The sequence below is a fragment of the Acinetobacter shaoyimingii genome (assembly GCF_011578045.1).
Lineage (GTDB): Bacteria > Pseudomonadota > Gammaproteobacteria > Pseudomonadales > Moraxellaceae > Acinetobacter > Acinetobacter shaoyimingii.
Genome location: NZ_CP049801.1, coordinates 497,808 through 524,331 on the forward strand (window position 1 = coordinate 497,808; position 26,524 = coordinate 524,331).

The following is a 26,524-nucleotide window of genomic DNA, read 5'->3' on the forward strand; positions in this document are numbered from 1 at the left end:
ATCTTCCGTTTTGGAGTCAATCATGCCCGTTAAACTCATTTGTGCTTCGCATAGTCCTTTAATGGAATTTGCTTCACCGCAAGAGCAACATAAAGAGCAAGCTGTAAGAAATGCCTTTGACCAACTTGCTGCTGAAGTAAAAGCCTACGATCCTACACTGATCATTACCTTCGGTCCTGACCATTTTAATGGTTTCTTTTACGACTTGATGCCAAGTTTCTGTGTGGGTATCCGTGCCACAGCGGCAGGCGATTGGGACTATGGCAAGATTGACAACAAAATTGATGTGCCTGAAGAAAAAGCATTAGGTCTTGTACGTCGTGTACTCGATGAAGGCGTAGATGTTGCGTACTCATATCGTATGCAGGCAGATCATGGTGTGACTCAACCATTACATTTCTTGTGTGGTGGTCATCTTGATCGCTATCCAACGATTCCAATTTTTATTAATGGTGCAGCAGCACCGATGCCAACGACAAAGCGTACCATTGCTTTAGGTCGTGCGGTTGGTCAGTTCATTAAGTCCTTAAATCTTGAAAATGAACGTGTACTGGTTTTAGGTACAGGTGGTCTTTCTCATGATCCACCAACGCCACAAATGGGTTCAGTACCGCCAGAGGTTGAAGAATTCCTCATCGCTGGTCGTAATCCAAGCGAAGAATCACGTAATAATCGTCAAGCAAAAATTATTGCTGTGGGTCAAAAGCTTGCTGCTGGAGACAAATCAGTTGCAGTGCCATTGAATCCTGAGTGGGATCGTAATTTGCTTGAAACATTCAAGAAAGCAGATTTCGCAACACTTGAAGCCATGACTGAAGCTGAAATTCGTCGTGATGGTGGCCGTGGTGGTCAAGAAGTTCGTTCTTGGATGGCTGCGTTTGCTGCATTACATGAAATTGGTGAGTATGAAATGACGACTCATTGTTACGAAGATATTAGTGAGTGGATTGCGGGCTTCGGTATCGTATCTGCAGAATTGACATAAGGAATAATCACATGAGCCAAAATGCTATCGAAACCATCGTTATTGTCGGTGCTGGTCAAGCTGGTGCGAGCGCCATTCTCGAACTTCGCGCAAACAAATATGAAGGCAAAATCATTTTGGTCGGTGATGAAAGCCATCTTCCATATGAACGTCCACCATTGTCAAAGGATGTGATTTTAAATCCTGAAGGCACGAAAATTGAAATTTTGTCAGAACAAAAATTGGCAGATTTGAATGTGGATGTGATTCGTGGCAATGGTGTCGTGAAAATCAACGCTGAAGCTAAAACAGTCGAATTGAAAAATGGTGACGTTGTTGCTTATGACAAGTTGCTTCTTGCAACAGGTGGTGCAGCACGTCGTCTACCGAATTTTGATGCTTTGGGCAAACACGTTTACACACTACGAAATCTTGAAGATTCACAAGCACTTGTTCCTGTATTACAACCTGGTCGCCGTTTAATTTTAATCGGTGGTGGTGTGATTGGCTTAGAGCTTGCATCAAGTGCGCGTTATAAAGAATGTGAAGTCACTGTCATTGAAATGGGTCCAATGGTCATGGGCCGTTGTTCACCATTGGTATTGAGTGAATTTTTGTTAGAACAACACCGTGCTAAAGGTGTCGATGTTCGCCTTTCAACATCAATTTCAGACTGTCGTTTAGATGGTGAAGAAGTTGTTGTGACTTTAGCTTCTGGCGAAGAACTTCGTGCAGATGCAGTCGTCTATGGTATTGGTATTGTGCCGAATGCTCAGCTTGCAATTGCTGCTGGTTTAGATGCTGACATTGCAATTAAAGTGAATGAAAACTGCCAATCTTCTAACCCAGATATTTATGCTGCGGGCGATGTTGCAACACAACTTCGTGAAGATGGTCAACATCGCCGTGTTGAAACTTGGGAAAATGCCAATCTTCAAGCCGGTATTTTTGCACGCCACGTGATGGGTGTTGAACATCCTAAAGCCAACCCAGCTTGGTTCTGGACAGACCAATTGGACATTAATTTCCAATTTGTGGGCGATATGGCTGCGGCTGAATGGCACATTCGTGGGGAAATGGATGTGGCAAAAGGTGCAGACAATTCTTTCGTTATGTACGGTGTGACCAATGGTCAAATCGTGGCAGGCATTACGGTGAATGCAGCTAAAGAAATGCGTCATTTGAAAAAAATGATTGCCAAAGATGCTGCTTTTGAAGCTGAAAAACATTTGGATACGGCTCAAGACCTACGCAAAATTGCTTAAGTCGAATTGAGACCCTCCACAAACAGACCTATGCTTGGCATAGGTCTGTTTTTTATGTGCCTAAAGAAAATATAGAGTTTATTTTGAGCAATTTATGAGTTCTCATTCATCGCCCCTCGTGGTGACCACAAGTATTTATGTATTATTGGTTTTAGTCTGGGCAACTACGCCTTTGGCGATTGTATGGAGTGTCGAGGAAGTCCATCCGATGTGGGTGTTATTGATTCGCTATTTCGGCGCATCGATCATTGCCTTATTTATTTTAAAAGTTCGTAATGACCCTCTGCCGTTTGACCAGATATCTTTAAAAAGTTACGTGGCTGGCAGTCTGAATTTGATTGGTGCACAGCTTTTTATCTATTTGGCTGCCAACTATTTAACCTCAGGTTTAATGGCATTGTTATTTGGTTTCTCGCCTTTGGTTGCAGGACTGATTGGGCATGTGATTTTAAAAACGCAAAGATTGGCTTGGTTACAATGGCTGGGGATGGCAGTCGCTGTTTTAGGGCTAGTTTACGTATTTGCAGACTCAGCTGACAGTAAAGTAAACCCGATTGGTATTGGATTGATGTTCATTAGTATTGTGTCTTACATCAGTTCAATTTTTTGGGTGAAGCAGATTAATGCACCGCTTAATCCCATGTCGCAAGCAACAGGGTCATTGGTGGTGTCTGCACTGGCTTCTTTAGGTTTATTGCCGTTTATTTGGCAACATGTGCCGACTCAAATACCAGGCACGCATACCATTGTTGGTTTTGTATTTACCATGACCATGTCGTCGATTGTGGCTATGCTATGTTATTTCTGGCTGATTAAACGACTCAATGCCTCTACAGTTTCACTCACCAACGTGATGACACCGATCATTGCATTGATTTTAGGCGCCTTACTGAATCATGAACACATCAGCATGAATGCGGTATTCGGTATTGCCGTGGTCATGTTTGGCATTGTGATGTATTTCTGGAAAGAATGGATACTGATGTATAAAGCCAAACACATGCGTTAAAACTTAGATGTTATTTGGCTATACTCATTGTTTAATCATCATCTGAAAACCGTGTTGCCAAATGCGGTTTCATCAAATGCAATATTGGATTTGGACAGCCTTCGGCATCCACTTCCGATCTCGCCATGATTTCAAAACCATGTTGAACAAAAATTTGAAATAAGATCTGATGGTGTTCAGAGACATCCACATAATACACACCAAGATCAACGACATGTTTTACCAATTGGCTACAAATTCCTTGTCGCATATAGCGTGGTGAGATCAGTATCATTTCAACTTTATTGTTTGCTACACCAAATGCACCAGCAATCTCATTGTTTATTTCAACGTGAAATAATTGTAGGAGCTCATAATAGCCGTGTTGCACATAAAGTGCTTGAATTTGATTTAATTGTGTTTGAGTGAAAAGATGAGGAATTTCTTTTAAGCACAAATTCCACGTATTAATCAAATCTTGATGCTGTTGAGTGGTCGTTCTTTTTATTGTATTTTTCATGTGACTAATAATTTTTATTGTTCGTTATTATTGATTTTTTCTAAACGGCTGCCAAATTAGAAAAGCAACAAAATCATAAAGAAAAAACATTCTTTGTCTTGCTACTATGAGATGAGATAGGCAAAAACACAAGCAAGTATTTGTTACATCAAAATTATGGACAATAAATGTCAGATTCTAACAAAATCGTCATATACGCAGCCCTTTTAGGGAACTTAGCCATTGCCTTGGTGAAGTTTGTAGCCGCATATATTACCAATAGTTCAGCCATGCTCAGTGAAGCGATTCACTCTGTGGTTGATACTTTGAATGAAATATTGTTGTTGTATGGTTTAAAAAAATCACAACAACCAGCAAATCATCAGCATCCTTTTGGATTTGGTCGTGAACTCTATTTTTGGGCATTTATTGTGGCCTTGATGGTGTTTGCCTTAGGAGCAATCGTGTCGATTTATCAAGGCGTGCAACATATTCGCCATCCTGAAGAGATGGTTTCTCCTTATGTGAACTATGCGGTATTAGGCATTGCCATATTATGTGAAGGTGGGTCTTGGTTTGTGGCATTGAAGAGTTTTCGAAGAACCAAAGGCAAGATGGGCTATTTTGAAGCTTTTCGTCGTAGTAAAGACCCGACGACTTTTACCGTTTTATTTGAAGATTCAGCTGCTTTAATTGGTTTAATGATCGCATTGGTGGGTATTTATCTTGCGCATAGTTTAGGTATTCCTGAGATTGATGGTATTTCTTCCATTTTAATTGGTGTGGTTTTGGCCATTTCTGCATTTTTATTGGGTAAGGAAACCAAAGGTCTTTTATTGGGTGAAACCGCTGATCCTCAGCTTAGACAAAATGTATTAAATATTGCTCAGCATGATCCTTCTGTGCAATCTGCCAATGGTGTACTCACTGAACAAATGGGTGCACATCAGGTGATTGCCTCATTAAGCTTGGAATTTAAAGATAATCTGACCTCAGATGACATTGAATTATGTGTGAATCGCATAGAAGCTGAAATTAAAAAAATTCATCCTGAAATTGTGGCGTTATTTATCAAGCCTCAAACCAAACAAGTGTGGCTGGAAAGAATGAAAGGGCGTTTAGAATAATCATGGTGAAACTGACGCAAGTTGAAGATCATGACAATCTTCAGGAAGAACATGCAAAAAAAACCTCTGCAGTGACAAAAGATTCAGGATTGCATTTCCAATTGGTGACTGAAAACTGTATTTCGCATACATGGACCAATCCACGTTTTAATTATATTTCAACGGATCATTTTGATGGCGAGAAATTTTATAATCTCCTGCCGAATCCAGATAAGCGTAGCCGTTGGAGTCTATTGAAATGGATATTGTCGCGTAAATCTTCCACATGGGATGTAGACTCAGCTCAGGAATATAAAGACTTTCTGGCGACCAAAAGAGCCTTACCTGAAGAACGCCCAAATGCAGATCTAAACGATTGGCAAGTCTGGTTTGTCGGTCATGCGACAGTATTGTTGCAGATTGGACCATATAACTTTTTAACCGATCCAGTTTGGTCTGAACATGTCAGTCCTAAGCAGGGAAGTGGTCCTAAGCGTGTTATTCCTGCAGGAATTGCTTTGGAACAACTCCCAAGAATTCATGGCGTTTTACTGAGTCATAACCATTATGATCATATGGATATTGCCACCTTAAGATGGCTGTATCACAAGTTCGCTATGCCTATTTATACGGGACTAGGAAATGCACATTATTTGCCACAAGAGTTTAATGTGGTGGAAATGGATTGGTGGCAATCTGCATTAATGCACAATTTAAAAATTGTTTATACACCAGCTCAGCATGGTTCTGGTCGAGGTTTAAGAGATCAAAATGCAGCGCTTTGGGGTGGTTTTTCAATTGTCTCAGATCATGGGCATTTCTTTTTTGCAGGTGATACAGGATACTCACCGCATTTTAAAGAAATACAAAAACGCTTGGGTACTCCGCGCATTGCATTATTGCCAATTGGGGCTTATGAGCCTCGTGCTTTAATGAAACATATGCATATGAACCCGCAAGATGCTTTTCAAGCACATGTGGATTTACAAGCTCGTCGTTCATTGGCGATTCATTATCGAACTTTTCAGTTGACCGATGAAATGCGAGATCAGCCAGAATATGATTTGAATCGGGCGATGAATAAATCATCTAAACTGATGAAGCCTTTTTATTGTATACGTGAGGGGCGGCGTTTAATTGTTTAATTTAAAAGATGTTGTTTATTCTAGTTAGCATTTAAGGTTGTAATTGTATTGCTATTTAAGTGTAAGTAATATCTTTCATTTTTTTGTTTGAGTGAAGTATTTGTATGGCAATGATTGAAAGCGTGATCATGGCAATATTCATCACCACTGGATTAAAAGCATGATAGAAATACTGTGGGTAAATGATGCCGACAATGATCATTAAAATGGTCAGCCCAACAATATTAATTACATGTAATAAAATGGATTTTTTCACTAGTAAAAATAAACTACCAAATACAATCTCTATCATACCTGAAAGCGTAATCAACGTTGGAACTGTTAAAAACTGAATACCTGTATATTGCCAGAACAGATGTTCTTCATTTACTTGATAGATGATTTTTGGTACGAGTCCTTGATAGATCCAAAGTATAGCGAGTGTCAATTGTAAGGTTCTTAATATTGAGCTAAGGGTAGATTGCATGTTTTTCTCAAGATATTGATTTTTTTTAATTTGCTTTACGGAAATATGCATTTTATATTAAGACATGAAAGTGTAATCACAATCTGTAAATATAAGAGCCGTAAATATAAAACGAACATTCATTTTCAAGGATTAGCTTTCATTGTGGGGATTTTGAGTCTTTTAGTCAAAAACAATTTTTTAAAACAAATTCTTAAAAAATAAGCAAAAATGTCATTTATAAAATATTGGAAAAGTGTATTAATAAAATAAAGGAATTAAAGTAACTTTTGTTGTTTAGTGTAAGTGGAATCTGTATTGATTTTGACTTAGACAAATTTAAATTCATAAAAATCAATCTATTTAATATTGATAGTGATTTTCGATTAAACTCATTAAATTAATCTGTTTTTTGTTTTTTAATAAGCAGGTTATGTTACCTACTAGAACACATTTCACTGATTCAAAAAATATCATCACATCCAGATTAATTTGGAGCTTAATATGACAAACGATACGCAAGCATCAGGTTGCCCATTCCATAGCAAATTGGAAGGCGGTCAAACCAGTTTAGCCAGCACCAATAATGCAGATTGGTGGCCAAATGCGCTAAATCTCGATATCCTTTCGCAACACGATAAAAAAACCAATCCACTCGATCCAGACTTCGATTATACAGTAGCATTCAATTCCCTCGATTTAGAAGCAGTCAAGCAAGATCTTCGTGACTTGATCAACAGTAGCCAAGAATGGTGGCCTTCAGACTGGGGTAGCTACATTGGTATGTTTGTACGTACTGCATGGCATTTAGCAGGTTCATATCGTAAGCAAGATGGTCGTGGTGGTGCCAATACAGGTAACCAACGATTTGCACCACTCAACAGCTGGCCTGATAACGTCAATACCGATAAGGGTCGTCGTCTACTTTGGCCAATCAAGAAAAAATATGGTAACAAACTTTCATGGGGTGACTTAATTGTACTTGCGGGTACAGTCTCTTATGAAGTCGCTGGACTAAAAACCTTTGGTTTTGGCGGTGGTCGTGTCGACATTTGGGCGCCAGAAAAAGATATTTACTGGGGTGAAGAACGTCAGTGGCTTGCACCAACTGAAGAACGATATGCCAATGATCAAGATCGTTCAAGCTTAGAGAATCCGCTTGCTGCGGTGCAAATGGGCTTAATTTATGTGAACCCTGAGGGTGTGGATGGTATTCAAGATCCGCTACGTACTGCGCAAGATATGCGCGTCACTTTTGACCGTATGGGTATGGATGATGAAGAAACCGTAGCCTTGACAGTCGGTGGTCACACAGTGGGTAAAGCACATGGTAACGGTAAAGCAGAACTGTTAGGTAAAGACGTTGAAGGTGCAGATGTTGAATTCCAAGGTCTAGGTTGGCACAATCCTGAAGGCACAGGTAACGGTGCAAATACCATGGTCAGTGGCTTAGAAGGTGCGTGGACGACTCATCCAACCAAATGGGATAACGAATTCCTTTATTTACTTTTCACTTATGAATGGGAAAAAACCACAAGTCCTGCTGGTGCAAAACAATGGGAACCGATCAACATTCGTGAAGAAGACAAACCTGTCGATGCACATAACCCGAATGTACGCCGTAACCCAATGATGACAGATGCCGATATGGCACTGAAATTTGACACTGAATATCGTAAAATTGCAGAACGTTTTTATCACAATCCAGATCAGCTCTCTGAAGTTTTTGCTCGTGCATGGTTCAAGTTGACTCACCGTGATATGGGACCAAAATCACGTTACTTAGGTGCAGATGTGCCTGCTGAAGATTTGATCTGGCAAGATCCAATTCCGCAAGTGGATTACACACTTTCTGATGCAGAAATTGCAGAATTAAAAGTGAAACTACTAAACAGCGGTTTATCTTCTGCTGAGTTGATTGCAACGGCTTGGGACAGTGCACGTACTTTTCGTGGTTCAGACTTCCGTGGTGGCGCAAATGGAGCTCGTATTCGTCTTGAACCACAGAAAAACTGGGTCGCAAATGAGCCTACACGCCTCGCGAAAGTTTTAACGAAACTTGAAGAAATTCAAGCAAGTCTTGCGAAGAAAGTCAGCATTGCCGACTTAATCGTATTGGGTGGTACAGCAGCCGTTGAAAAAGCAGCACAAGCAGCGGGTGTGAGCATTACCGTTCCATTCCTTGCAGGTCGAGGCGATGCTCTTCAAGAGCAAACAGATGTTTATTCGTTTGAAGATTTTGAGCCAAAAGCAGATGGTTTTCGTAACTTTGTGAAAGCGGATTATGTGGTTCAACCTGAAGAATTATTGCTTGATCGTGCTCAGTTGTTGGGTTTAACTGCGCCTGAAATGACTGTATTAATTGGCGGATTACGTGTCTTGGGCGCGAACTATTCTGGTTCTCAAGATGGTGTATTTACAGACCGTGTGGGTGTGTTAACCAATGATTTCTTTGTCAATTTAACTGACATGAAATATAACTGGAAACCAACTGGTAAGAATTCATACAACATCGTTGACCGTGCAACTGGTGCAACCAAATGGACAGCAACACGTGTTGACCTTGTATTTGGTTCGAACTCGATTCTTCGTTCATATGCTGAAGTGTATGCGCAAGATGACAACAAAGAAAAATTCGTGAAAGACTTTGTTGCCGCTTGGACAAAAGTCATGAATGCTGACCGTTTTGATGTGAAAAAATAATTTTGCATTGAAATCAAAAAAACCGTCCGAAAGGGCGGTTTTTTTATTTTGATTTTAAGGTGTTAAACCCCGTCCTGCAATTGACTGACATGCGCCTTCTTTGTTTGCTGGTGCATGAGTAGGATAAATCTCATCGGGACGAATATAAACTTGTGATGTAGCAACATAACCATCTTCAAATATTGCTTCTATGAATGTGGCTTGCCAACCTTGTACAGGCTGATTTAACTCAATAGTCACATCTTGATTTGGATTGATATTTAAAGGTTTAGAAATGTACTGAATATTACAGGCATATCTAAAATCGCGATCTTTTAAATTTGTTGCAGTCCATTGTTTTAATTCAGTGGGTCGTTCAGAAAATTTTAGTGTTAAAGATTGGTTTGTTTGTTGTTCTAAAATTGAAGGAAGCGCTTTTTGATTTTGAAAACGATTTAAAAAATGAATGAGTGATTGTTCTGCAATGTTTAAAATTCCTGCATGGTCGGAATTTGGTGCAACACGTAAAGATTTGGTTCCTTGTAACTCATCGTAATAAAATTGGGTATTGTCTGGAACATAGAAGTCATCACCACTTGCATTAATAATATATTTGGGAATGGTAAGTCGTTCAGAATATTTAGAATTTCTATACTGTAAAGGATCTTCAATTTTCATCAAGTCGGTAAAATTTGTTGTTTGGATATTCTGATCTGTAGCGTATACATAATAAGGATAAAAGGCGATTGGCCAATTTTTCCCATAAGATAAATACATATGTTCTAGACCTTTTTGAGTATTTAATAGGTCAAAAACAAATGGAACGACGGCTTTAATTTTATCATTATCAATTGCAGCGAGCCATGACACCCAACCTCGTTTAGATGCCCCAGTAGCTACATATTGTTCTATACCAAAAGATTTTAATTCTTGATGAGCTAAACGTAGCGTTTGAGAAACGGCTGCCGTCATTGGAATATGTACCGACATATTTTGATATTGCATTGGATCTTTTAGAAAAATATCCCAACTTCTTGCAACATTGTAATCTTCAACTAAACCGACAGAATCCGTTTCATAGGACAATGGCTGATTTGGAATATTACTAACGGAAATCACAACACTATTTGTCTGTTGAGCAATGTTTTTTAACATGGCCGTGGTGAAGTTAGTAGGCAATTTGTTTTTACCTGTTGAATCCAGATTTGTTCCATCATTAATCACGAGTAGGGCATATGGTTTAGGGGAATGGTTTGGAATATAAATATTGACTTCGTGTTGCCATTGTTGTGGAGATGCTTGGTTATTTGGAGACCAATTTTGTGAATTTAATTGATAGGTCTTTAACATCAAACCATGATCTAAAACTTCGGATTTAGATAAGGAATAAACGAGAGGAAGATCAGCCAGTCCTTCGCTATAGCAAGGAATTACATCGTAAAATTCCAGATTTTTACTATCACAATAAGATGCAGATTGGGTGTTTGAGCTAGTATCTGAAGAGTCATTATTTTTACAGGCTGAAATAGACAATGAGAGCATCATCATGAAGAGTGTTTTAGTGATTTGCATTGGACTTCTCAAAGAATGAATAACGTAGAAAGAAAATTTAGGTTGTAGAGTTTGATTTTTATCATTTGAAATCATTGAATACTCAAAGTATCTGAAGGATTTCTATATTTTCTAATCGAGAATATTTTTATAAACGATTTAAGTATTCTATGCTTAGATTTGAAATGTTGTTAAATTTTAGGCTTTAGACTGGTGTCATTGATTTTTTAGTTTGTAACAGATCAGCTAAAAGATTTCTGCCGTTGAAGAAAATCAGAAGAAAAGCATCATAAAGGTATACATATTATAAGTTTAATAGTTCTCACTAAGCTTATACCTAATCCAAATCTGCCATAAGTGAGACGATTTCGACCAATTTAAGTGTTATTAAGCAGGTCATTGATTCAATGACGCAGATATTTGGTGGAGTCAAAATCTAACAGTGAGAGATTAAAATGTCTCGAAGAATATCAAGCAAAAAAAATCCCAGCTAAAGAGGGATGCTGGGATGAAAACTGACTTAGAATTTGGTCGATACCCAAGCGGTTCACTGCTTGCTATCTGGTATGTGAATAAGATAATTCATACTTTAAAATCTGTGAAATAAATAATATTTTTTAAAATAATTTGAAAAAACGATTATAAGAGTTAATACTTTATTCGTGTTTTTCAAACAATGATCATTGAATCTAATTATCAATGAGATTGCCTTCTCCTCAGAGAGGAGGCTAGGATCAAGGGCTTCAAACTTAAAATGACATCTTACTAACCCTCACTAACACTTCATTTAAAGAAGCATTTTTCACTTGCTCAGAAGAGGAATTTTGATCACAAATTTTATGTAGTCAAAATAAGATTGATGAAAAAATTAGCTTTTAACGTTATCGAACCGAAAAAGACTTTATTCAAAAGATCTTGAGCAAATTCGTGATTAAAAACATCTGTAGCGTTTATAGTTAGATCTGGATATAACTGAGTTTGAGAATATACTGATCATATATACGAATATAAGATAGTTAGAATAAGGGACGGATATCTAATGACTGCATGGCAAACCCACCAAATTTCCAATCAATTTGATGAAAAGCAGAACTACAATCTTTTTGACACAGATGTGGTTTTACAGGAAATACTCAACCGTTATGGCAGTCGTAATCAGTCTCATCTGTCTGAGTTTGGTCACATCGTAGGAACATCTGAATACTACGAATACGCCGATTTAGCCAATAAACATACCCCAATTTTGCATCAATTTGATGCCCGCGGTCGCCGTAAAGATGTCATTGAGTTTCATCCTGCTTGGCATAAATGGATGGCATTGAACCGAAAATTTGCGGTGCATTCACATCCATTTTCCATTTTTACGCATCAAGCGTGTTGGATTGATTGGGCGGCTAAATTTTACTTAAGTGGTCAGGTCGAATGCGGCAATTTATGTCCAAATTCGATGACGCTCGGTAGCATTCCATTAATTCAAAAAGAACCAGAATTGTGGGCAAAAATTGGCGATAAGCTTTTATCTACAGAATACGATGAGCGGGATGTGCCTATCAGTCAAAAGAAATCCATTTGGCTTGGAATGGGCATGACTGAAAAGCAGGGCGGATCGGATGTTCGTGCCAATGAAACCGTCGCTATACCAGTGGCTGAATCAGGACGTGGCAAGGCTTATTTAATTTCAGGGCATAAATGGTTTTTCTCTGCACCGATGTGCGATGCACATTTGGTGGTGGCAAAAACTGAACAAGATGGATTGGCCTGTTTCTTTGTGCCCCGTTGGTTGGAAGATGGCACGAAAAATCATATTCATGTGCAACGCTTAAAAGACAAAGTGGGTAACCGTAGCAACTCCAGTTCTGAAGTTGAATTTGTCGATGCTTGGGGCATCATGATGGGTGAAGCGGGGCGTGGTATTCCGACCATTATTGAAATGGCAAATTATACCCGTTTGACCTGTTCAGTTGGCTCAAGTGCAATGTTGCGTCAGGCCTTGGTGCAATGTTTAGCTTACACTCGTCAACGTAAAGCATTTGGTAAAGAATTGGCCAATCAACCACTGATGCAAGCAGTCTTAACTGATCTGGCCTTAGAAACTGAAGCGGCTGTGCAACTGAGTTTCCATTTGGCGCACTGCTATGAAAAAGAGGATGAACTTTCTCTAGCATGGAAACGGATTATGACGCCTGCTTCAAAGTTCTGGATTTGCAAAAGAGCAGTCGAACTAACAGGCGAGATGATGGAAGTCTTTGGCGGAAATGGCTATGTTGATACTGGCATTATGGCGCGCATTTTTAAAGAAGCACCTGTCAACACCATTTGGGAAGGCTCTGGCAATGTCATGTGCTTGGATGTCCTTCGTGCGATTTCGCGAGATCGTGAATCGATTGAAGTTTTATTTCAATCTTTTTCGGATGTTGCACAAACAGAACCAGATTTACAAAAAGAGCTTCAAGAGTTATTTAAGTTGTTGAGTACAGCTTCGCCAGATGAATTGCAATTTATGGCAAGAACCTTAGTGACTCGTTTAACGATTTTGGCACAAGCTGTTTTGTTAAAGAAATATGCGCCTGAATTTGTCTCAGATGCGTTTATTCAAACACGTTACAGTGGTTTTCATGGTCAAGTGGTCGGTATGATTGAGGCAAAGCATATTGCTGTTGATAAAATTTTAAATCGTGCTTTTGCAACTGAATAAGTGAAGTAATGGGTCAGATGATATAAGATCGTCTGACCCTAAAAAATATCATAAATTTTTAAGAAAATTTTAATGATTAATAAATTAAAATAGATGTAATGTAACTGAATATGATATTGATTTTTTAATGTAATTTATTGTTTTGTTTATTTGTATTTACTCGAAATAAATACATGGATCTGTATTTTAAAAAGCTCCAATTCAATTAAAAGAGCTTTTATATCATGACAAAAAAAATTTTGATTACAGGTGCAGGTAGCGGCTTTGGTAAACTTTATAGTCTTGAGTTGGCAAGACGTGGCTATGATGTTTTTGCATCTGTTGAGATCCCAAGTCAAATTACATCATTACAAAAAGAAGCAGAGGCTGAAAACTTAAACTTAAACATTTTTAAGCTCGATATTAACGATGAAATTGATGTTCAAAATGCATTAAAACTTGATATTGATATTTTGGTGAATAATGCAGGTATAGGTGAGGGTGGAGCTTTGGTGGATTTGCCTTTAGCACGATTACGTCGCCAATTTGAAGTTAATTTCTTTGGCACAATTCATCTAGCGACTGAGTTTTTGAAGAAGTTTGCAAAGCGAAAATCGGGTCGTTTGGTCTTTGTTTCCTCAATTGCAGGGATTATTAGTAATGAAAAGAATGGCGCATACTGTGCGTCTAAGCATGCATTGGAGGCTGCTGTTCAGGCTATTCGAGTTGAAATGAAGGACTTTAATATTACCGTATCAACGATTAATCCTGGACCATATTTTACAGGTTTTAATGATCGTTTGATCGAAGCAAGTAATAATTGGTACGACAAAGAGACGGCAATTATTAATCATGATAATCCTCGATTTGCTATGGATCAGTTCCCTGAAGATCAAGATATTCCAGCGATGGTGGATGTCATTGTGAATGATCAAGCTAAGTTCAGAAATGTATTCCCTCAATCCATAGAAGCTTTTGTGAAAGACACTGAGCAAAGTTATTGGAATTGAAATAGCGTTATAGCTAAAACGCTGCAAATGTTGTTATGAAATTCGACAACGGAGTAAATACTTAAATCAATTGATCGTTATCGCATGCCGTTATATCAGTCATATCAACATCGCTGTAAATTCAAATGCTTGAACATTAAAGCTACTTTAGTGCTCAGCCCAGTTAACAAAGCCTTCACATGTTGAAGGCTTTTTATATTAATAAGTTGTACTCAGCTTTTAAAATAAAAATGATGATTTTTGAATGAATAAAATCTTTTAAACTAGAACTATATCATTATTTTGAATTAACATAAAAATGACATTTATATATAAATTAATATTTGTTTTTTATCGAATATATTTTTTTGAACTTTTTTAACTCATTTGAGATTGATTCTAATTACACAAAAAAATAATTTAAATTTTTATTTTAATCAATAACTTAAAATTTTATCATGATTGTTTTTATACTTACTTAGATGTAAGTACTTCTCATCAGTATATTTGGTCTTTATGATTTTATTTGTTTAATGTGTGAACAATAATATTTGGTATTTTTAATACATCTCTCATTTTATTTTGATTTTAAAGAGATTTATTTTTAGATCGATTTTTAGATTTAAATAAGTTTTATTCAATTCAAAATATTGTTCAGCACTCTACCTTAAAACTCGAAATGCCATTTCAACTTGCAACATATTTTTTGCAGGTTAGGGCTACTTTATTCAAAAAATTATGCAATGCGAATTAGATAGAGGAATGTATATGAAAAAGTTGTTTGGTGTCGGATTGGTGCTGACGACCATTTTTTTAGGCGGCTGTAATGATTCATCAGATTCTTCTGATCAAAATGAGTCTAGCTCTGGTGCGCCCTTAACTTTACAAACCTATTCACCGGGGGCTGATGGCATATTTGCAGTGGCTTCTACAGTCATTTCTGGCGAGAAAGATGCCATTTTAGTCGATGCTCAATTTCAAAATAAATATGCAAAAGAAGTCGTCGATCTGATTAAAAAATCGGGTAAAAACTTAAAATATATTTATATTTCTCATAGTGATCCAGATTATTACTTTGGCACGAATGAAATTTTAAAGGCTTTCCCAAATGCAAAAGTCGTTTCTACAGCGCAAACGGCTTATCTCATCAGTGCATCTAAAGATGACAAGTTGGCGGTTTGGAAAGATCAACTCGCAGCAGATGCACCTGAAAAAATTATTATTCCAGAAGCATTAAATGAAGGTTACTTAGAGCTGGATGGCAAGCGTGTCGAAGTGCAACTTGATCCTGAAGATACAGCGCATAGTTTCTTATGGATTCCGAGTTTAAAAACGGTGCTTGGCGGAATATCAGTGTCGTATGACAGCCATTTATGGATGGCAGATACCAATGGTGCTGAAGGCATTGATCAATGGATAAAACAGATTGAGAAAATCAAAGCTTTAAATCCTGAGAAAGTGATTCCTGGTCATTATGTGAAAAGTGATTTTTCACCAAAGCCCTTAGATTGGATTAAAGAATATTTAGTGAATTTTAAAACTGCCATTGGTCAGTACAAAACATCGGGGGAAATCATTCAGTTTATGGATAAAGCTTATCCGAACTTAGAAGATAGACCAACATTGGAAATGTCAGCTCAAGTGTTTACTAAAGAAATTGATTGGAAAGTAGCGGCACCTTATCCAGTCATCGGTCAAACGGTAACGATTGATTTTGATTCAGTGAAATTTGATTTAGATTTTAAAGACAATAAAAACATGTCCTTTGTGGGGGCAGGTGGATCAGTTGGTTTAGAAACCAATGACAAGGTTGTTTATACACCTGTAGAAATTGCAAAAAATGTGTTCATGGTCTATTGGCATGAAGATAAATCGGGCGACAATGTTGTACACGTCCAAGATTATAACCGCGACTTGGTTTATACCAACATTGCGTCAAAAGATTCAAGCTTTACCCATCTACAGGGCAAAATTACAGGTGTCAAAGGTGTTATCCAAGATAGCAGTCAACAAGGCACTTTAACTGATCCGTTCTTTGCATTAGGTCAGACTTTAAATGCCGATTTTGGTGACGCTAAATATACCTTGCAATTTAAAGATGGCAAAAATTTAGTGGTGACTTCAACCACCGCACCTATCCAAACAGCGAATGTTGAATATGTGGCTAAACAAGTCGCTGCCAATGTCTTTATGGTGTATTGGACTGAACCTTCAACAAAACGTAATGTTGTTCAAATCTTTGATAATGCCAATAAGGTGATCTATCAAAATATTGCTCAAGCAGATGGTGCATTTATCCATTTAAAGGGGCAGTTTTCAGCGAACCCTTAATGTAGAGTGATTTGATTTTTTATTTCCAGATGAAATCATCAATTTAAACTTTATGTTAAGTTTCAGCGCACGAGACGATCAATTTTGTCTCGTGTTTTTTTTTAATTTTTAAATGTTAGATTTGATGAGTAGTAAAAAAAAGCATATCCAAATTGGTTTAAGATGGTCGGTTCAAACATTCTTATGTGTTGAAAAAAATTGAAAAAGGCTATATCTACCAAATCAACAATTCCTGAATTTGATGTAATTCATACCTTGTGAAAATGCTTGTAAAATGCACAAAAAAGCGTAATATCACATTCCCATCATGTTTGATGGTAAAAGAGAAAAAAGGTGAACAAAATGGCAAAGAAAAAACAAATGCCAGAAGTGGTGATTCACAACTTTGTGGCAAAACATATGCATGAGATCAATAAGAGCCAAGTTTTTGTAGATCGTAAGAAAGATGCAAAACGAGGCTATAGCAAACATAGAAAAGGGCGATATTCTGAAGATTATCGCTCTTTTTTATTGTTGGCCGTTTAACGGATCATCTGTTGAATTTTTAATTAACTAGAACGTAATCGACGCATTTTTAAAATACCAAAACCCTTATCTTTTAAATCCAGAATAAATGATTTCAAGCCATTTTCATTGGGAATCGGTTGTTTACCCAGTCCAATTCGAAGTAGTTGTCTGGTGTACCAAGTAATTTCCAAGGTACCTAACTGATCAATATACTTGATGCCTGTGGTCAAAGGTTTGACTGTTTGAAGACTTTCCTCACCATTGAGCAATCTTTGTGGCGCTAGCGGTTCAATCGCAAAAATTCGTCCTAAACCAATCAAATCTAACTGATCTGTTTTGAGTGCTGTTTCTATACCATTCAAGCTACGAAATCCGCCAGTAACCATCAATTTTACTTTGCTTGCTTTTCTAACCTTTTCTGCAAAATCCAAAAAATAGGCTTCTCGTGATCGGGTCGATGCTTTGACTTGACCCAATTGCATAATGGGTTTTTCATAAGTGCCACCTGAAATTTCAATCAGATCAATACCTGCTTTTTCGAGTGCTAAAATCGTATCTAATGATTCCTCTTCAGTGAATCCACCACGTTGAAAGTCAGCGGAATTGAGTTTAATGGCAATGGTAAAATCAGCGCCAACTTTTTCTCGAATGGCGTTGTAGATTTCAAGTACGAATTTACGTCTTTTTTCAGCTGTTCCCCCCCATTCATCTGTCCGCTGATTATGATGAGGTGAGAGAAATTGACTGATTAAATATCCATGTGCTCCATGGAGTTGTACGCCATCAAAACCTGCTTTTTTCGCAATTTCAGCAGTCGTCGCATAACGTTGAATAATCTTCCAAATTTCTTCTGACTCGAGTGCTCTTGGTGTGGAAAAAAGTGCACCCAGTTTTAAGCTAAAGGGCACTGCAGATGGAGATACGGTTTCTTTATTTAACCCTCTGAGCGCCTGTTTACCTGGGTGATTGATTTGCATCCAGATTTGACTACCGTCAGATTTGCTGGCACTAGCCCATTGACTTAATGCATTCAGATGCGTTTCATCTTCAATGACGACATTTCCAGGCTCTCCTAATGCATTGGAGTCAATCATTACATTACCTGTAATGATTAAGCCTGCACCTGATTTTGCCCATGTTTCATAGAGTCGAATAAGCTTTTCAGAAGGACTGCCGTCAGCATTGGCAAGAGCTTCACTTAATGCCGATTTTACAATTCGATTTTTTAAAATGGTGTGAGCGTTCAATTGTAATGGGGTTTTTAAAATCAATTCGTTATTCACTGTTCTCTCCGAATGCAGTTTTAAATAAGCTTTAGAATTTTTTAGCTCGGTATGAATATCTAAGCAGGGCATCGTCAAAACATTGCTTCATCAAACCATTGCGTCATCAAACCATTACATTGCTTGATTTTGATAAAGCTTGATCATTAATTTGTTTAGTAATTTGTATATAGTCCAGTTTGTAATCTTAGAAGGTCAGTCAAGAAGATCAATAAAGATGCAACACTCATCTAGTTAAACTGAATATATAAAAGTTCCTTTTTAGAACTTATATATCAATATAGGCTTTATATCGCCATTTCATAGTGCGATTTCAACTCAATTTTTATCAATGAAGGACATTTAAAAAATAAAAAGGGGGTCATTGATGACCTCCCTTGCAACATGAAACAATGCTAAATCGCGAGTTTTATGCACCGACCAAACGATTTGATTTCACCATATCGGCTAAACCATGATGCTTAAAGTAATATTCCATCCAGCTCTTCACAATCAGTGGATTGTCCATCTTCACCACTTCAGTCAGTAGTTTTTCAGCATCGACCATTGGCACGTGACAAATGGCTTTACGCACTCTTAAAATATTACTAGAACTCATAGATAAGGTATTGAAACCCATTGCCATCAGTAAAATGGCTGAGAGTGGATCACCTGCCATTTCACCACAAATACTGATGGGCTTATCGTATTTATGGCATTCTTCAACAAGCCGCTGCAAAGCTCTAAGTACAGAAGGGTGGAAGTGAGAATATACACTTGAAACTCGTGGATTGTTACGATCGACTGCCAATAAGTATTGGATCAAATCATTTGAACCAACAGAGAAGAAATCAACCATTTCAGCAAATTCACCAATCTGTAAAAGCACACTTGGCACTTCGACCATAATGCCAATCTTTGGCTTATTGATTTTGACTTGTTCTTCTTGTTGAACTGCAATCCAGTCTCGTTCAAGCAAATAAAGGGCTTCTTCAACTTCACTGACACTGGTCACCATTGGCAGTAAAATATGCAAATTATTGAGACCAATGCTGGCTTTCAACATTGCTCGAATTTGTGACGAGAAAATTTCAGGATGATCCAGCGTAAAACGAATACCACGCCAACCGAGTGCTGAGTTTTCTTCTTTAATCTCAAAGTACGGCAAGTCTTTATCAGCACCAATATCCAGCGTACGCATAACCACAGGTTTATTGGCGAAGTGGCTGAGTTGTTGGCGATAAATGGCACGTTGCTCTTCTTCACCAGGGAAGCGATCACGTAGCATAAAGGGAATTTCTGAACGATATAAACCAACCCCTTTGGCCCCGCGTTGCACACCACGCACGACATCGATCATCAGACCTGTGTTGACAAACAAACGAACAGCCACGCCATCTGGGGTAATGGCATCTTTTGTTTCGTATTGTTTAAGATCTTTTGCGATTTGCTCTTCTTCTTTTTGAATCTCTTTATAACGCTGACGTAGGCGACGTGGTGGATTGACAAAAACACGGCCTTGATACGCATCGACAATCATCTCTGCATCATCGAGTGTATTTACAGGCAGTTCAGTCACACCCACGACGGTTGGAATGCCGAGTGCACGAGCCACAATCACCATATGTGAATTGGCTGCGCCTTCAGAAGTCACAATCGCTGCAATTTTGTCGACAGGCAGTTCAACCAAAGCCGCCGTACTAATTTCATCTCCTACGATGATGCTATCATTACTGATTTCACGATGGCTCAAATCACCTTCTTGAAGAGCCGCTAAAATTCGACGACCTAAGTCTTTTAAATCAGATACACGTTCGCGCAAATAGTCATCTTCCATTTGTGCAAACAGCGCAATATGACGGTCAATGACACGTTTAACTGAACCTTGTGCCCAGCTACCGTCACGAATGAGATCTTTAATTTCTGCAGGAAGGGCATTTTCATCGAGCATACGTAAGAACACGCTAAACAAAGCGCGCTCTTCAGACATTAAAGAGTCTTGCATTTTGTCATCGAGCGATTGAATTTCGGCACGTACGACTTCTACTGCTTGATCAAGTAATCGCAATTCTTCACTGATATCTTCAGCTTCACGATCAGGTACAGCAGCTAAATCTGCAGGAGGATAAAGAATCAATGCACGACCTAAGGCAATTCCCCCGGCACCTGATGAACCTTGGAAGGTTTTATAGGTTGGGGAATTTGATGGTTTGCGAAAAACATCAATATTCCCAACTGCATGTGCATGTGCAATCACGCCTGAAAGCTGTGCACACAGCGTCACCAGAAACGACTCTGCTGCTTCACTGAAGTCTTGTTGTTCAGTGTTTTGCACAACCAGAACGCCCATTACCTTGCGGCGATACATCACTGGAACACCTAGGAAAGAGTTGTAAATCTCTTCCCCAGTTTCAGGGAAATAGGCGAAACGTTCATGCTTGAAGGCATTATCAATATTGACAATTTCTTCACGCTGACCGACTAATCCTACCAACCCTTCACCCAGTTGCAGTGAAACATTACCCACAGATTCAGTATTTAAACCCTTGGTCGCCATGAGTACATAGCGTTGGTTTCGTTCATCGAGCAAATAAATAGAACAGACATCGACCTGCATGGCTTCAGAGACTTGATTGACCATGATCTCTAAAGAATCATGCAAACTGACTGACGCATTAATTTCTTGGACAATGCGTCGTAAAGAGTCTAGTTGCATGTTCGACATGAAGATGTGCTCCCTTAAAATCAGATGTCTATTCGTTTATATGAGTTATAACAGCACTGCTTTGAAAAATCATTTATATCTTTAATAAATTTTCCAATTCTGGCCGTGGTAATTGCATACACAGTTCCAACATGGCTTGACGATAAACATCTCGTTTAAAGTTCACCACTTGTCCTAAAGGATACCAATAACTGACCCATTGCCATTGATCAAACTCTGGCGGATCACTTAAGTCCAACTGAATATGCTTCGTTGAAGCGACTAGTTTCAATAAAAACCATTTCTGCTTTTGTCCAATACATACAGGATCTGAATCAGACCTGATGTATCGAAGTGGCAAACGATAATGCAACCAACCTTCGGTTTGAGCAATTATTTGGACGTGCTCTGGCAATAAACCGACTTCTTCTCGCAGCTCTCTAAAAAGCGCTTGTTCAGGAGTTTCTCCAAATTGGATACCTCCTTGTGGAAATTGCCATGCATTGTGACCAATGCGCTTTGCCCATAAAACTTGACCAATATCATTTGCCAAAATGATCCCGACATTCGGTCGGAAACCTTCTGAATCGATCATTTGGCTACCTAAAAATTTATTAAATTCGTTGACTTTGGGTTCGGGGGCATCCACTCTCTATGCCCAACTCGAAAAGTTCAAAGTAATAATGTTTTAAAATTGCTATGATCTTAACGAATTTCTATCGACTAGCGGTGATAGATTTACATTTTTTTTCTTAAATTTCAGTTTGAACGAGAATTTTCATGAAATTGGCGTTGTTTGACTTAGATCACACCTTATTAAATACCGACTCTGACCACTCTTGGGGAGAGTTTTTAGTCAATGAAGGCTTGGTCGATCCTGTCCACCATCGTCAAATGAATGACAAGTTTTATGAAGATTATAAAGCAGGGCAACTGGACCCAATTGCCTATAACGAATTTGTTTTTGAGTTTTTAACCCAGCATGACAATGACTACTTAACTGAACTTCATCAGTTATTTATGCAAAAAGTGATTCGACCACAAATGCGTCCAGAAGGCTTTAAGGCTATTCAACGCCATAAAGATGCTGGGCATCAGTTGGTCGGGATTACTGCAACTTCAGATTTTATTACAGCACCCATTTTCCGTGAATTTGGGATTACTGAAATTATTGCCACCAATGCCGAAGTGAAAGATGGCAAGTACACAGGTAAAGTCATCAATATTCCTTGTTATCAAAAAGGTAAGCTGACACGTTTAGATCAATGGCTAGAAGGTCGTGATGTAACGGAATCATGGGCGTATTCAGATTCGATTAATGACCGTTTCTTATTGGAATATGCTGATCATGCGATTGCTGTGAATCCTGATGATCGTCTGGAAACGCTCGCAAAACAACAAGACTGGGATATTCAAGACTGGTCGATTTGATCTGAGTTGATTTAAAAATTGAATGATGAGTAGTGTTTGCTTTACACTATTCATCGGATACATAAAATATTAATAATTATGAATGAACAAGAACTTACTCGAATTTTTATTGGGTCACGAGCAGATCAATATTTAAAAAAATGGCAAGACCAAAAACTACAGATGCATTGGCCAGCATTAATCTTTGGTATGTACTGGCTGTTGTATAGAAAAATGTATTTATACTGTTTTCTAATGTTTTGTGGGACTTGTTTGCTTACTACTTTATTGGTTTGGGCGGTGTTGGCATCGAACGTGCCTGTAGAACTGGTGAGTCCAATAGGTTTTGTTCCGAATATTCTCTTGAGCCTATTTGGCTATCGTTTATATCAACGATTCGTATACAGCAAAGTGAAGCCTTATGAGGAAAAACCAAAATATAGCCTTGAAATTTTCAAATTATATGGTGGGGTGACTTGGAGTGTTCCTGTGCTGTTTGTCTTGTTATATGTCATGGGCTCAGTCGGTTTTACCATAGAGCTCATTAAATTCATGTATTAACACCAAAAGTTGTACAGTACTTATACCTCTTTCAATATTTTAAAAGAGGTATTTTTATCGTGCACGTGTCTGATGTATGTATTTCAGATCAAGCTTTTTTCTTCCAAACCGTCACTTCAGAAAGTGTATGCTGGAATTTACGCTGCGTTTCTCGAATCACAAAGGGCACGCTCTGAGCTTCACTCAGTTGTTCGAAATGGGCATCGAGCAGGGCGTGTAGCCCATCTAAGGTTGTAAAATTCTCTCCGTCTTTTTTAAATCCGCCAATCCATTCTGCCTGTTCCGTATGTTCTTCAAGCCATGTATATGGAGAGGTGATCATCAAGATTCCACCCATATTCAATTGATCATGTATTGAAGATAAAAACTGTGCAGGATGATGCAGTCGGTCAATTAAATTTGCTGCCAAAATAAAATCAAAACCTGTAAATTGTGGTTTTAAATTACAGGCATCGCCTTGGAAGAATTTTACGCGTTGTGCATATGCGTCTAGTCCTAGATCACTGAGTTGCACCGATTTAAATTCAGTTAACTGACCTTCCGTCGTGAGTGTGTAATGCAAGGTATTGCCTTGAGCAAGTTCTACACCGTGTTGGATGAAGCGTGCGGAGAAGTCAATACCGACCACTTCATTAAAATGTTTTGCCAATTCAAAAGATGCACGGCCTACAGCACATCCTAAATCAAGTGCTTTGGATGTAGGTCGATCTTTTAAATCTTTTACATAGTTGAGTGCCAAATCAACCAGTGCTTTGGAAAAATTCGGTACATTGAAATATTCCGAGCCATAGTGAAACTCAATATATTCAGATAAGGATCGATCTGTTTCGTATTGTGATGTGGTTAATTTCAATTGGTTCTCCGAGGCAACATAGCGAAATCCTGCATGTTGAAAGAAATGCCGACGAAAAGCGTATCGGGCAGAATATAAAGCTTCATTTCCGCAAGAAATCCACGAACCGCCTTTGATCAAGTTATGTCGTCCATCAAAAGTGGGAACAGTGAAGTCATCATATATTGGATGGACTTGAAATCCTTCAAAGGGATAAATCTCCGTTTCAGTCCATTGCCAGACATTACCCCGAACATCATAAAAATCGCCATGTTGACATGTGGTCACTGGGCAAGAGGAAGCGCCCATTTTTAACTCCAGATTGGCAGGTTGATGGATGATTTCCTCATTTAAACCAGCATAATCACATAGTCGGTACCATTCATCTTCTGAGGGTAAGCGAATATTGAGCCCAGTCTGTTCTGATTTCCAATGGCAAAATGCCTTGGCTTCATGGAAATTCACTTCTACGGGCCAATCCCATGGCATTGGCACTTCTTCTGTCATTAATCTTAAATACCATTCATCCGATTTTTTCAGCCAAAAGCATGGAGAATTGGCTTGTGTAAACTGGCGCCATCTTAAACCTTCATCTTCCCAGTAGGGATCATGGTCATAGCCACCAGCATCGACAAAAGCTTTGAATTCTTCATTACTGACTAAATACTTAGAGGCTTGAAATGAATTCACGTGGTTTTGGTGTAATCCGTATTCATTGTCCCAACCATAATAAGGCGACTGAAAATTTTTATTGAGTTGAATCTCTCCTTTTGGAACATGAATGAACTCATTCTCGGGCGCAGTTTGTGAGTTTGGGTTGGGTCGCCAATCGCAATGATTTTGTACATGTTGAAGATCGTGCTGACGAATTAAGACAGACGATGTTTCTAAGTGAATGCGTTCATGTTCGATGCCCATCAATATTGCCCACCAAGGATGATTCCAGTCGATAGGAAGCGAAAGTGGGGCATGATCAATAATATCGAGTACTAAAAAACGCACCTGTTGTCTGTAGGCTAAAACCTGTTGTGGGCTAGGCCACTCATAATGTTCATCGTTTAAATCATCCCAACTCATTTCATCCACGCCAACAGCGAATATTGACTCAAAAGTTGGATTGATACGTTGAGTAATGAGTTTGCTGAGCAATAATTTATTGATAAAAAAAGTGGCTGTATGACCAAAGTAAAAAATCAGCGGATGTCGAAGCGGAATGGACTTGGTGTAATAGGCCTGTTCTGATTTTAGACATTCAAATAAAGATTCGTAAGTGTCAAAAGTATTGATGAAATATGTTCGAAGGTTCTGGCGTAGTGAGCTCTCATCCTCAATATTGAGAAGAGGCGTTGAACATATTCTTTTTTCTAAATAGTCATCTGTGGTAGATAAAGCATGAGAGCTCGACATATATACTCCTGTGCTCAATAAAACTTAATTTTTAAACCCAATATGAAAGAGGCATAAAAAGAAATTCATTTCATTTATATTTAATTGCAAAGCATGCGGTTCCTTGTGTCTTATTGATATTGGTTTTACACAACTTTTTGTACACTTTTATGCGTTGGTTGTTTATAGCTATCACGCGAATATTTGGTTAAGATGAATTGATCTTATACCCATATGCTTGATAAGCATCATAAGTTGATCCACATAAGTTTGACAATAATGGAATACAAAAATGACCAATGCACGCCCAAGAATGACCAACCTTTTTGAACAACTCGGTTTAGATTCGAGTGAACAAGCTATTGCTCAATTTATTGAATCTCATCAGTTAGATGCAGATACACGCATTGCTGATGCAGATTTTTGGACGGAAAGTCAGCGCCAATTTTTAATTGAAAAAATAAAGTCTGATGGTGAGTGGGCGATTATCGTTGATCAGTTAAATGAATCTTTGCATGAAGATTCGGTCAAGTAATTTCCCAGATAGCGCAACATAAATGACGACTAAATTCAGAGAGATCGTCACGGTATATTTTTATCTACCATGCTTTGATGTAGTTGAATAAAAAAGATAAGTTATTCTATTTCTTATAAAAATCAATAATGAGGGATCTATGAACGAACAACAAGAGTATGCACCGTCAAACAATCAAAAGACTGACTCACCTTTTCCACCGGTATTGAATCTAGATGACCAACGTCAGGCTGTTTTTGTTGGTAAAAAATATGAAACTTACTATCAGGAAAAATTCAATCAAATTACCCCGAAAAAGCAAATGGCAGGGTTTAACATTGGTGCTTTTTTCTTTGGGCTGATGTGGTTGTTTTATCGAAAAATGTATGGTTATGGTCTTATTTTACTTGGTTTAATTCTGGTCAGCTGTGTGATTCCGATTCCTGAAGCAATTGATCGAGGTATTTCAATTGCCCTTGCGGTCACCATGGGGATGTTTGGCAATACGCTGTATAAAAACTTCGTAGAGAAAAAAATTAAAGAGATTGAGAGGAGTCATCCAGACTCGATTGAGCAAGAACTTGAACGACAAGGGGGAACAAATATTTGGGCAGGTATTGGGATTTTATTTGTTGCGGTGATTGCGATTTATATTGTTGTGACTATTTCAGGGAATTATTGATGATATGAAAAGCCGTCATCAAGACGG

The 26,524-nt window shown here is 38.3% G+C and carries 21 protein-coding genes; 14 read left to right on the plus strand and 7 right to left on the minus strand.

All coding sequences use genetic code 11. The annotated features are described in order from the left end of the window. Positions 1–22: 22 nt before the first annotated feature. The 3 genes from G8E00_RS02295 (at position 23) to G8E00_RS02305 (ending at position 3,238) form a co-directional block, all read left to right on the plus strand. The gene (locus G8E00_RS02295) at positions 23–985 is read left to right on the plus strand and encodes a 3-carboxyethylcatechol 2,3-dioxygenase (protein WP_166008594.1); all 963 of its coding nucleotides are present in this window, start codon (positions 23–25) and stop codon (positions 983–985) included. Positions 986–996: 11 nt separating this feature from the next. Beyond that, positions 997–2,229: a 3-phenylpropionate/cinnamic acid dioxygenase ferredoxin--NAD(+) reductase subunit gene (hcaD, locus tag G8E00_RS02300; RefSeq protein WP_166008593.1), complete on the plus strand. Its 1,233-nt coding sequence runs from the start codon at positions 997–999 to the stop codon at positions 2,227–2,229. Positions 2,230–2,323: 94 nt separating this feature from the next. Continuing rightward, on the plus strand, positions 2,324–3,238 hold the full coding sequence (locus G8E00_RS02305; RefSeq protein ID WP_166221710.1) for a DMT family transporter: 915 nt from the start codon (positions 2,324–2,326) through the stop codon (positions 3,236–3,238). Positions 3,239–3,269: 31 nt separating this feature from the next. Here the strand turns inward: G8E00_RS02305 and G8E00_RS02310 are convergent, their stop codons facing one another. Then, complete coding sequence (locus tag G8E00_RS02310; RefSeq protein WP_166221713.1) at positions 3,270–3,737, minus strand: GNAT family N-acetyltransferase; 468 nt, start codon at positions 3,735–3,737, stop codon at positions 3,270–3,272. A gap of 167 nt (positions 3,738–3,904) precedes the next feature. Here G8E00_RS02310 and G8E00_RS02315 point away from each other — a divergent pair, with 167 nt between their 5' ends. Together G8E00_RS02315 and G8E00_RS02320 are read left to right on the plus strand one after the other, a co-directional pair. Then, on the plus strand, positions 3,905–4,843 hold the full coding sequence (locus tag G8E00_RS02315) for a cation diffusion facilitator family transporter (RefSeq protein WP_166221715.1): 939 nt from the start codon (positions 3,905–3,907) through the stop codon (positions 4,841–4,843). Between the two features lie 2 nt (positions 4,844–4,845). Then, positions 4,846–5,967 carry an MBL fold metallo-hydrolase gene (locus G8E00_RS02320; protein ID WP_166008589.1) on the plus strand — a complete coding sequence of 374 codons (1,122 nt, stop codon included), beginning with the start codon at positions 4,846–4,848 and terminating at the stop codon, positions 5,965–5,967. Positions 5,968–6,022: 55 nt separating this feature from the next. On the opposite strand, the gene G8E00_RS02325 is transcribed toward G8E00_RS02320, so the two are convergent. Continuing rightward, positions 6,023–6,433, minus strand: coding sequence for a DoxX-like family protein (locus G8E00_RS02325; RefSeq protein ID WP_166008588.1), 411 nt, complete (start codon positions 6,431–6,433; stop codon positions 6,023–6,025). Between the two features lie 483 nt (positions 6,434–6,916). On the opposite strand from G8E00_RS02325, the gene katG reads away from it, so the two are divergent. Next, the gene (gene katG / locus G8E00_RS02330) at positions 6,917–9,115 is read left to right on the plus strand and encodes a catalase/peroxidase HPI (RefSeq protein WP_166221717.1); all 2,199 of its coding nucleotides are present in this window, start codon (positions 6,917–6,919) and stop codon (positions 9,113–9,115) included. Between the two features lie 54 nt (positions 9,116–9,169). Here the strand turns inward: katG and G8E00_RS02335 are convergent, their stop codons facing one another. After that, the gene (locus G8E00_RS02335) at positions 9,170–10,666 is read right to left on the minus strand and encodes a PhoPQ-activated protein PqaA family protein (protein ID WP_166221719.1); all 1,497 of its coding nucleotides are present in this window, start codon (positions 10,664–10,666) and stop codon (positions 9,170–9,172) included. A 1,018-nt stretch (positions 10,667–11,684) separates the two neighbouring features. Here G8E00_RS02335 and G8E00_RS02340 point away from each other — a divergent pair. The 4 genes from G8E00_RS02340 to G8E00_RS02355 all read left to right on the plus strand — a co-directional run bounded on the left by G8E00_RS02340 (position 11,685) and on the right by G8E00_RS02355 (position 17,164). Continuing rightward, complete coding sequence (locus G8E00_RS02340) at positions 11,685–13,340, plus strand: acyl-CoA dehydrogenase family protein (protein WP_166221722.1); 1,656 nt, start codon at positions 11,685–11,687, stop codon at positions 13,338–13,340. A 224-nt stretch (positions 13,341–13,564) separates the two neighbouring features. Next, entirely contained in the window at positions 13,565–14,329 is a 765-nt protein-coding gene (locus G8E00_RS02345; protein ID WP_166008584.1) for an SDR family oxidoreductase, read from the plus strand. 747 nt (positions 14,330–15,076) lie between these two features. Next, on the plus strand, positions 15,077–16,639 hold the full coding sequence (locus tag G8E00_RS02350; protein WP_166221724.1) for an MBL fold metallo-hydrolase: 1,563 nt from the start codon (positions 15,077–15,079) through the stop codon (positions 16,637–16,639). Positions 16,640–16,981: 342 nt separating this feature from the next. Next, the gene (locus G8E00_RS02355) at positions 16,982–17,164 is read left to right on the plus strand and encodes a DUF7230 family protein (protein WP_166008582.1); all 183 of its coding nucleotides are present in this window, start codon (positions 16,982–16,984) and stop codon (positions 17,162–17,164) included. 23 nt (positions 17,165–17,187) lie between these two features. Here G8E00_RS02355 and G8E00_RS02360 read toward each other — a convergent pair whose 3' ends face one another. The 3 genes from G8E00_RS02360 to G8E00_RS02370 all read right to left on the minus strand — a co-directional run bounded on the left by G8E00_RS02360 (position 17,188) and on the right by G8E00_RS02370 (position 21,707). Continuing rightward, positions 17,188–18,429, minus strand: coding sequence for an NADH:flavin oxidoreductase/NADH oxidase family protein (locus G8E00_RS02360; protein ID WP_227591385.1), 1,242 nt, complete (start codon positions 18,427–18,429; stop codon positions 17,188–17,190). Between the two features lie 409 nt (positions 18,430–18,838). Continuing rightward, complete coding sequence (ptsP, locus tag G8E00_RS02365; RefSeq protein ID WP_166008581.1) at positions 18,839–21,133, minus strand: phosphoenolpyruvate--protein phosphotransferase; 2,295 nt, start codon at positions 21,131–21,133, stop codon at positions 18,839–18,841. A 73-nt stretch (positions 21,134–21,206) separates the two neighbouring features. Beyond that, the gene (locus tag G8E00_RS02370) at positions 21,207–21,707 is read right to left on the minus strand and encodes an RNA pyrophosphohydrolase (protein ID WP_166008997.1); all 501 of its coding nucleotides are present in this window, start codon (positions 21,705–21,707) and stop codon (positions 21,207–21,209) included. 185 nt (positions 21,708–21,892) lie between these two features. Here G8E00_RS02370 and G8E00_RS02375 point away from each other — a divergent pair, with 185 nt between their 5' ends. After that, a complete protein-coding gene (locus G8E00_RS02375) occupies positions 21,893–22,543 on the plus strand; it encodes an HAD family hydrolase (protein WP_166221726.1) in 651 nt (216 codons plus the stop codon). A gap of 78 nt (positions 22,544–22,621) precedes the next feature. Beyond that, the gene (locus G8E00_RS02380; protein WP_166221728.1) at positions 22,622–23,083 is read left to right on the plus strand and encodes a DUF2628 domain-containing protein; all 462 of its coding nucleotides are present in this window, start codon (positions 22,622–22,624) and stop codon (positions 23,081–23,083) included. A gap of 88 nt (positions 23,084–23,171) precedes the next feature. On the opposite strand, the gene ovoA is transcribed toward G8E00_RS02380, so the two are convergent. Further along, on the minus strand, positions 23,172–25,322 hold the full coding sequence (ovoA, locus tag G8E00_RS02385) for a 5-histidylcysteine sulfoxide synthase (RefSeq protein WP_166221730.1): 2,151 nt from the start codon (positions 25,320–25,322) through the stop codon (positions 23,172–23,174). 271 nt (positions 25,323–25,593) lie between these two features. Here ovoA and G8E00_RS02390 point away from each other — a divergent pair, with 271 nt between their 5' ends. Next, entirely contained in the window at positions 25,594–25,836 is a 243-nt protein-coding gene (locus G8E00_RS02390; protein WP_166008577.1) for a DUF2789 domain-containing protein, read from the plus strand. Between the two features lie 139 nt (positions 25,837–25,975). Then, positions 25,976–26,497 (plus strand): DUF2628 domain-containing protein, encoded by a 522-nt coding sequence (locus tag G8E00_RS02395; protein WP_166221732.1) that lies wholly within the window; start codon positions 25,976–25,978, stop codon positions 26,495–26,497. The last annotated feature ends 27 nt before the right edge of the window (positions 26,498–26,524 follow it).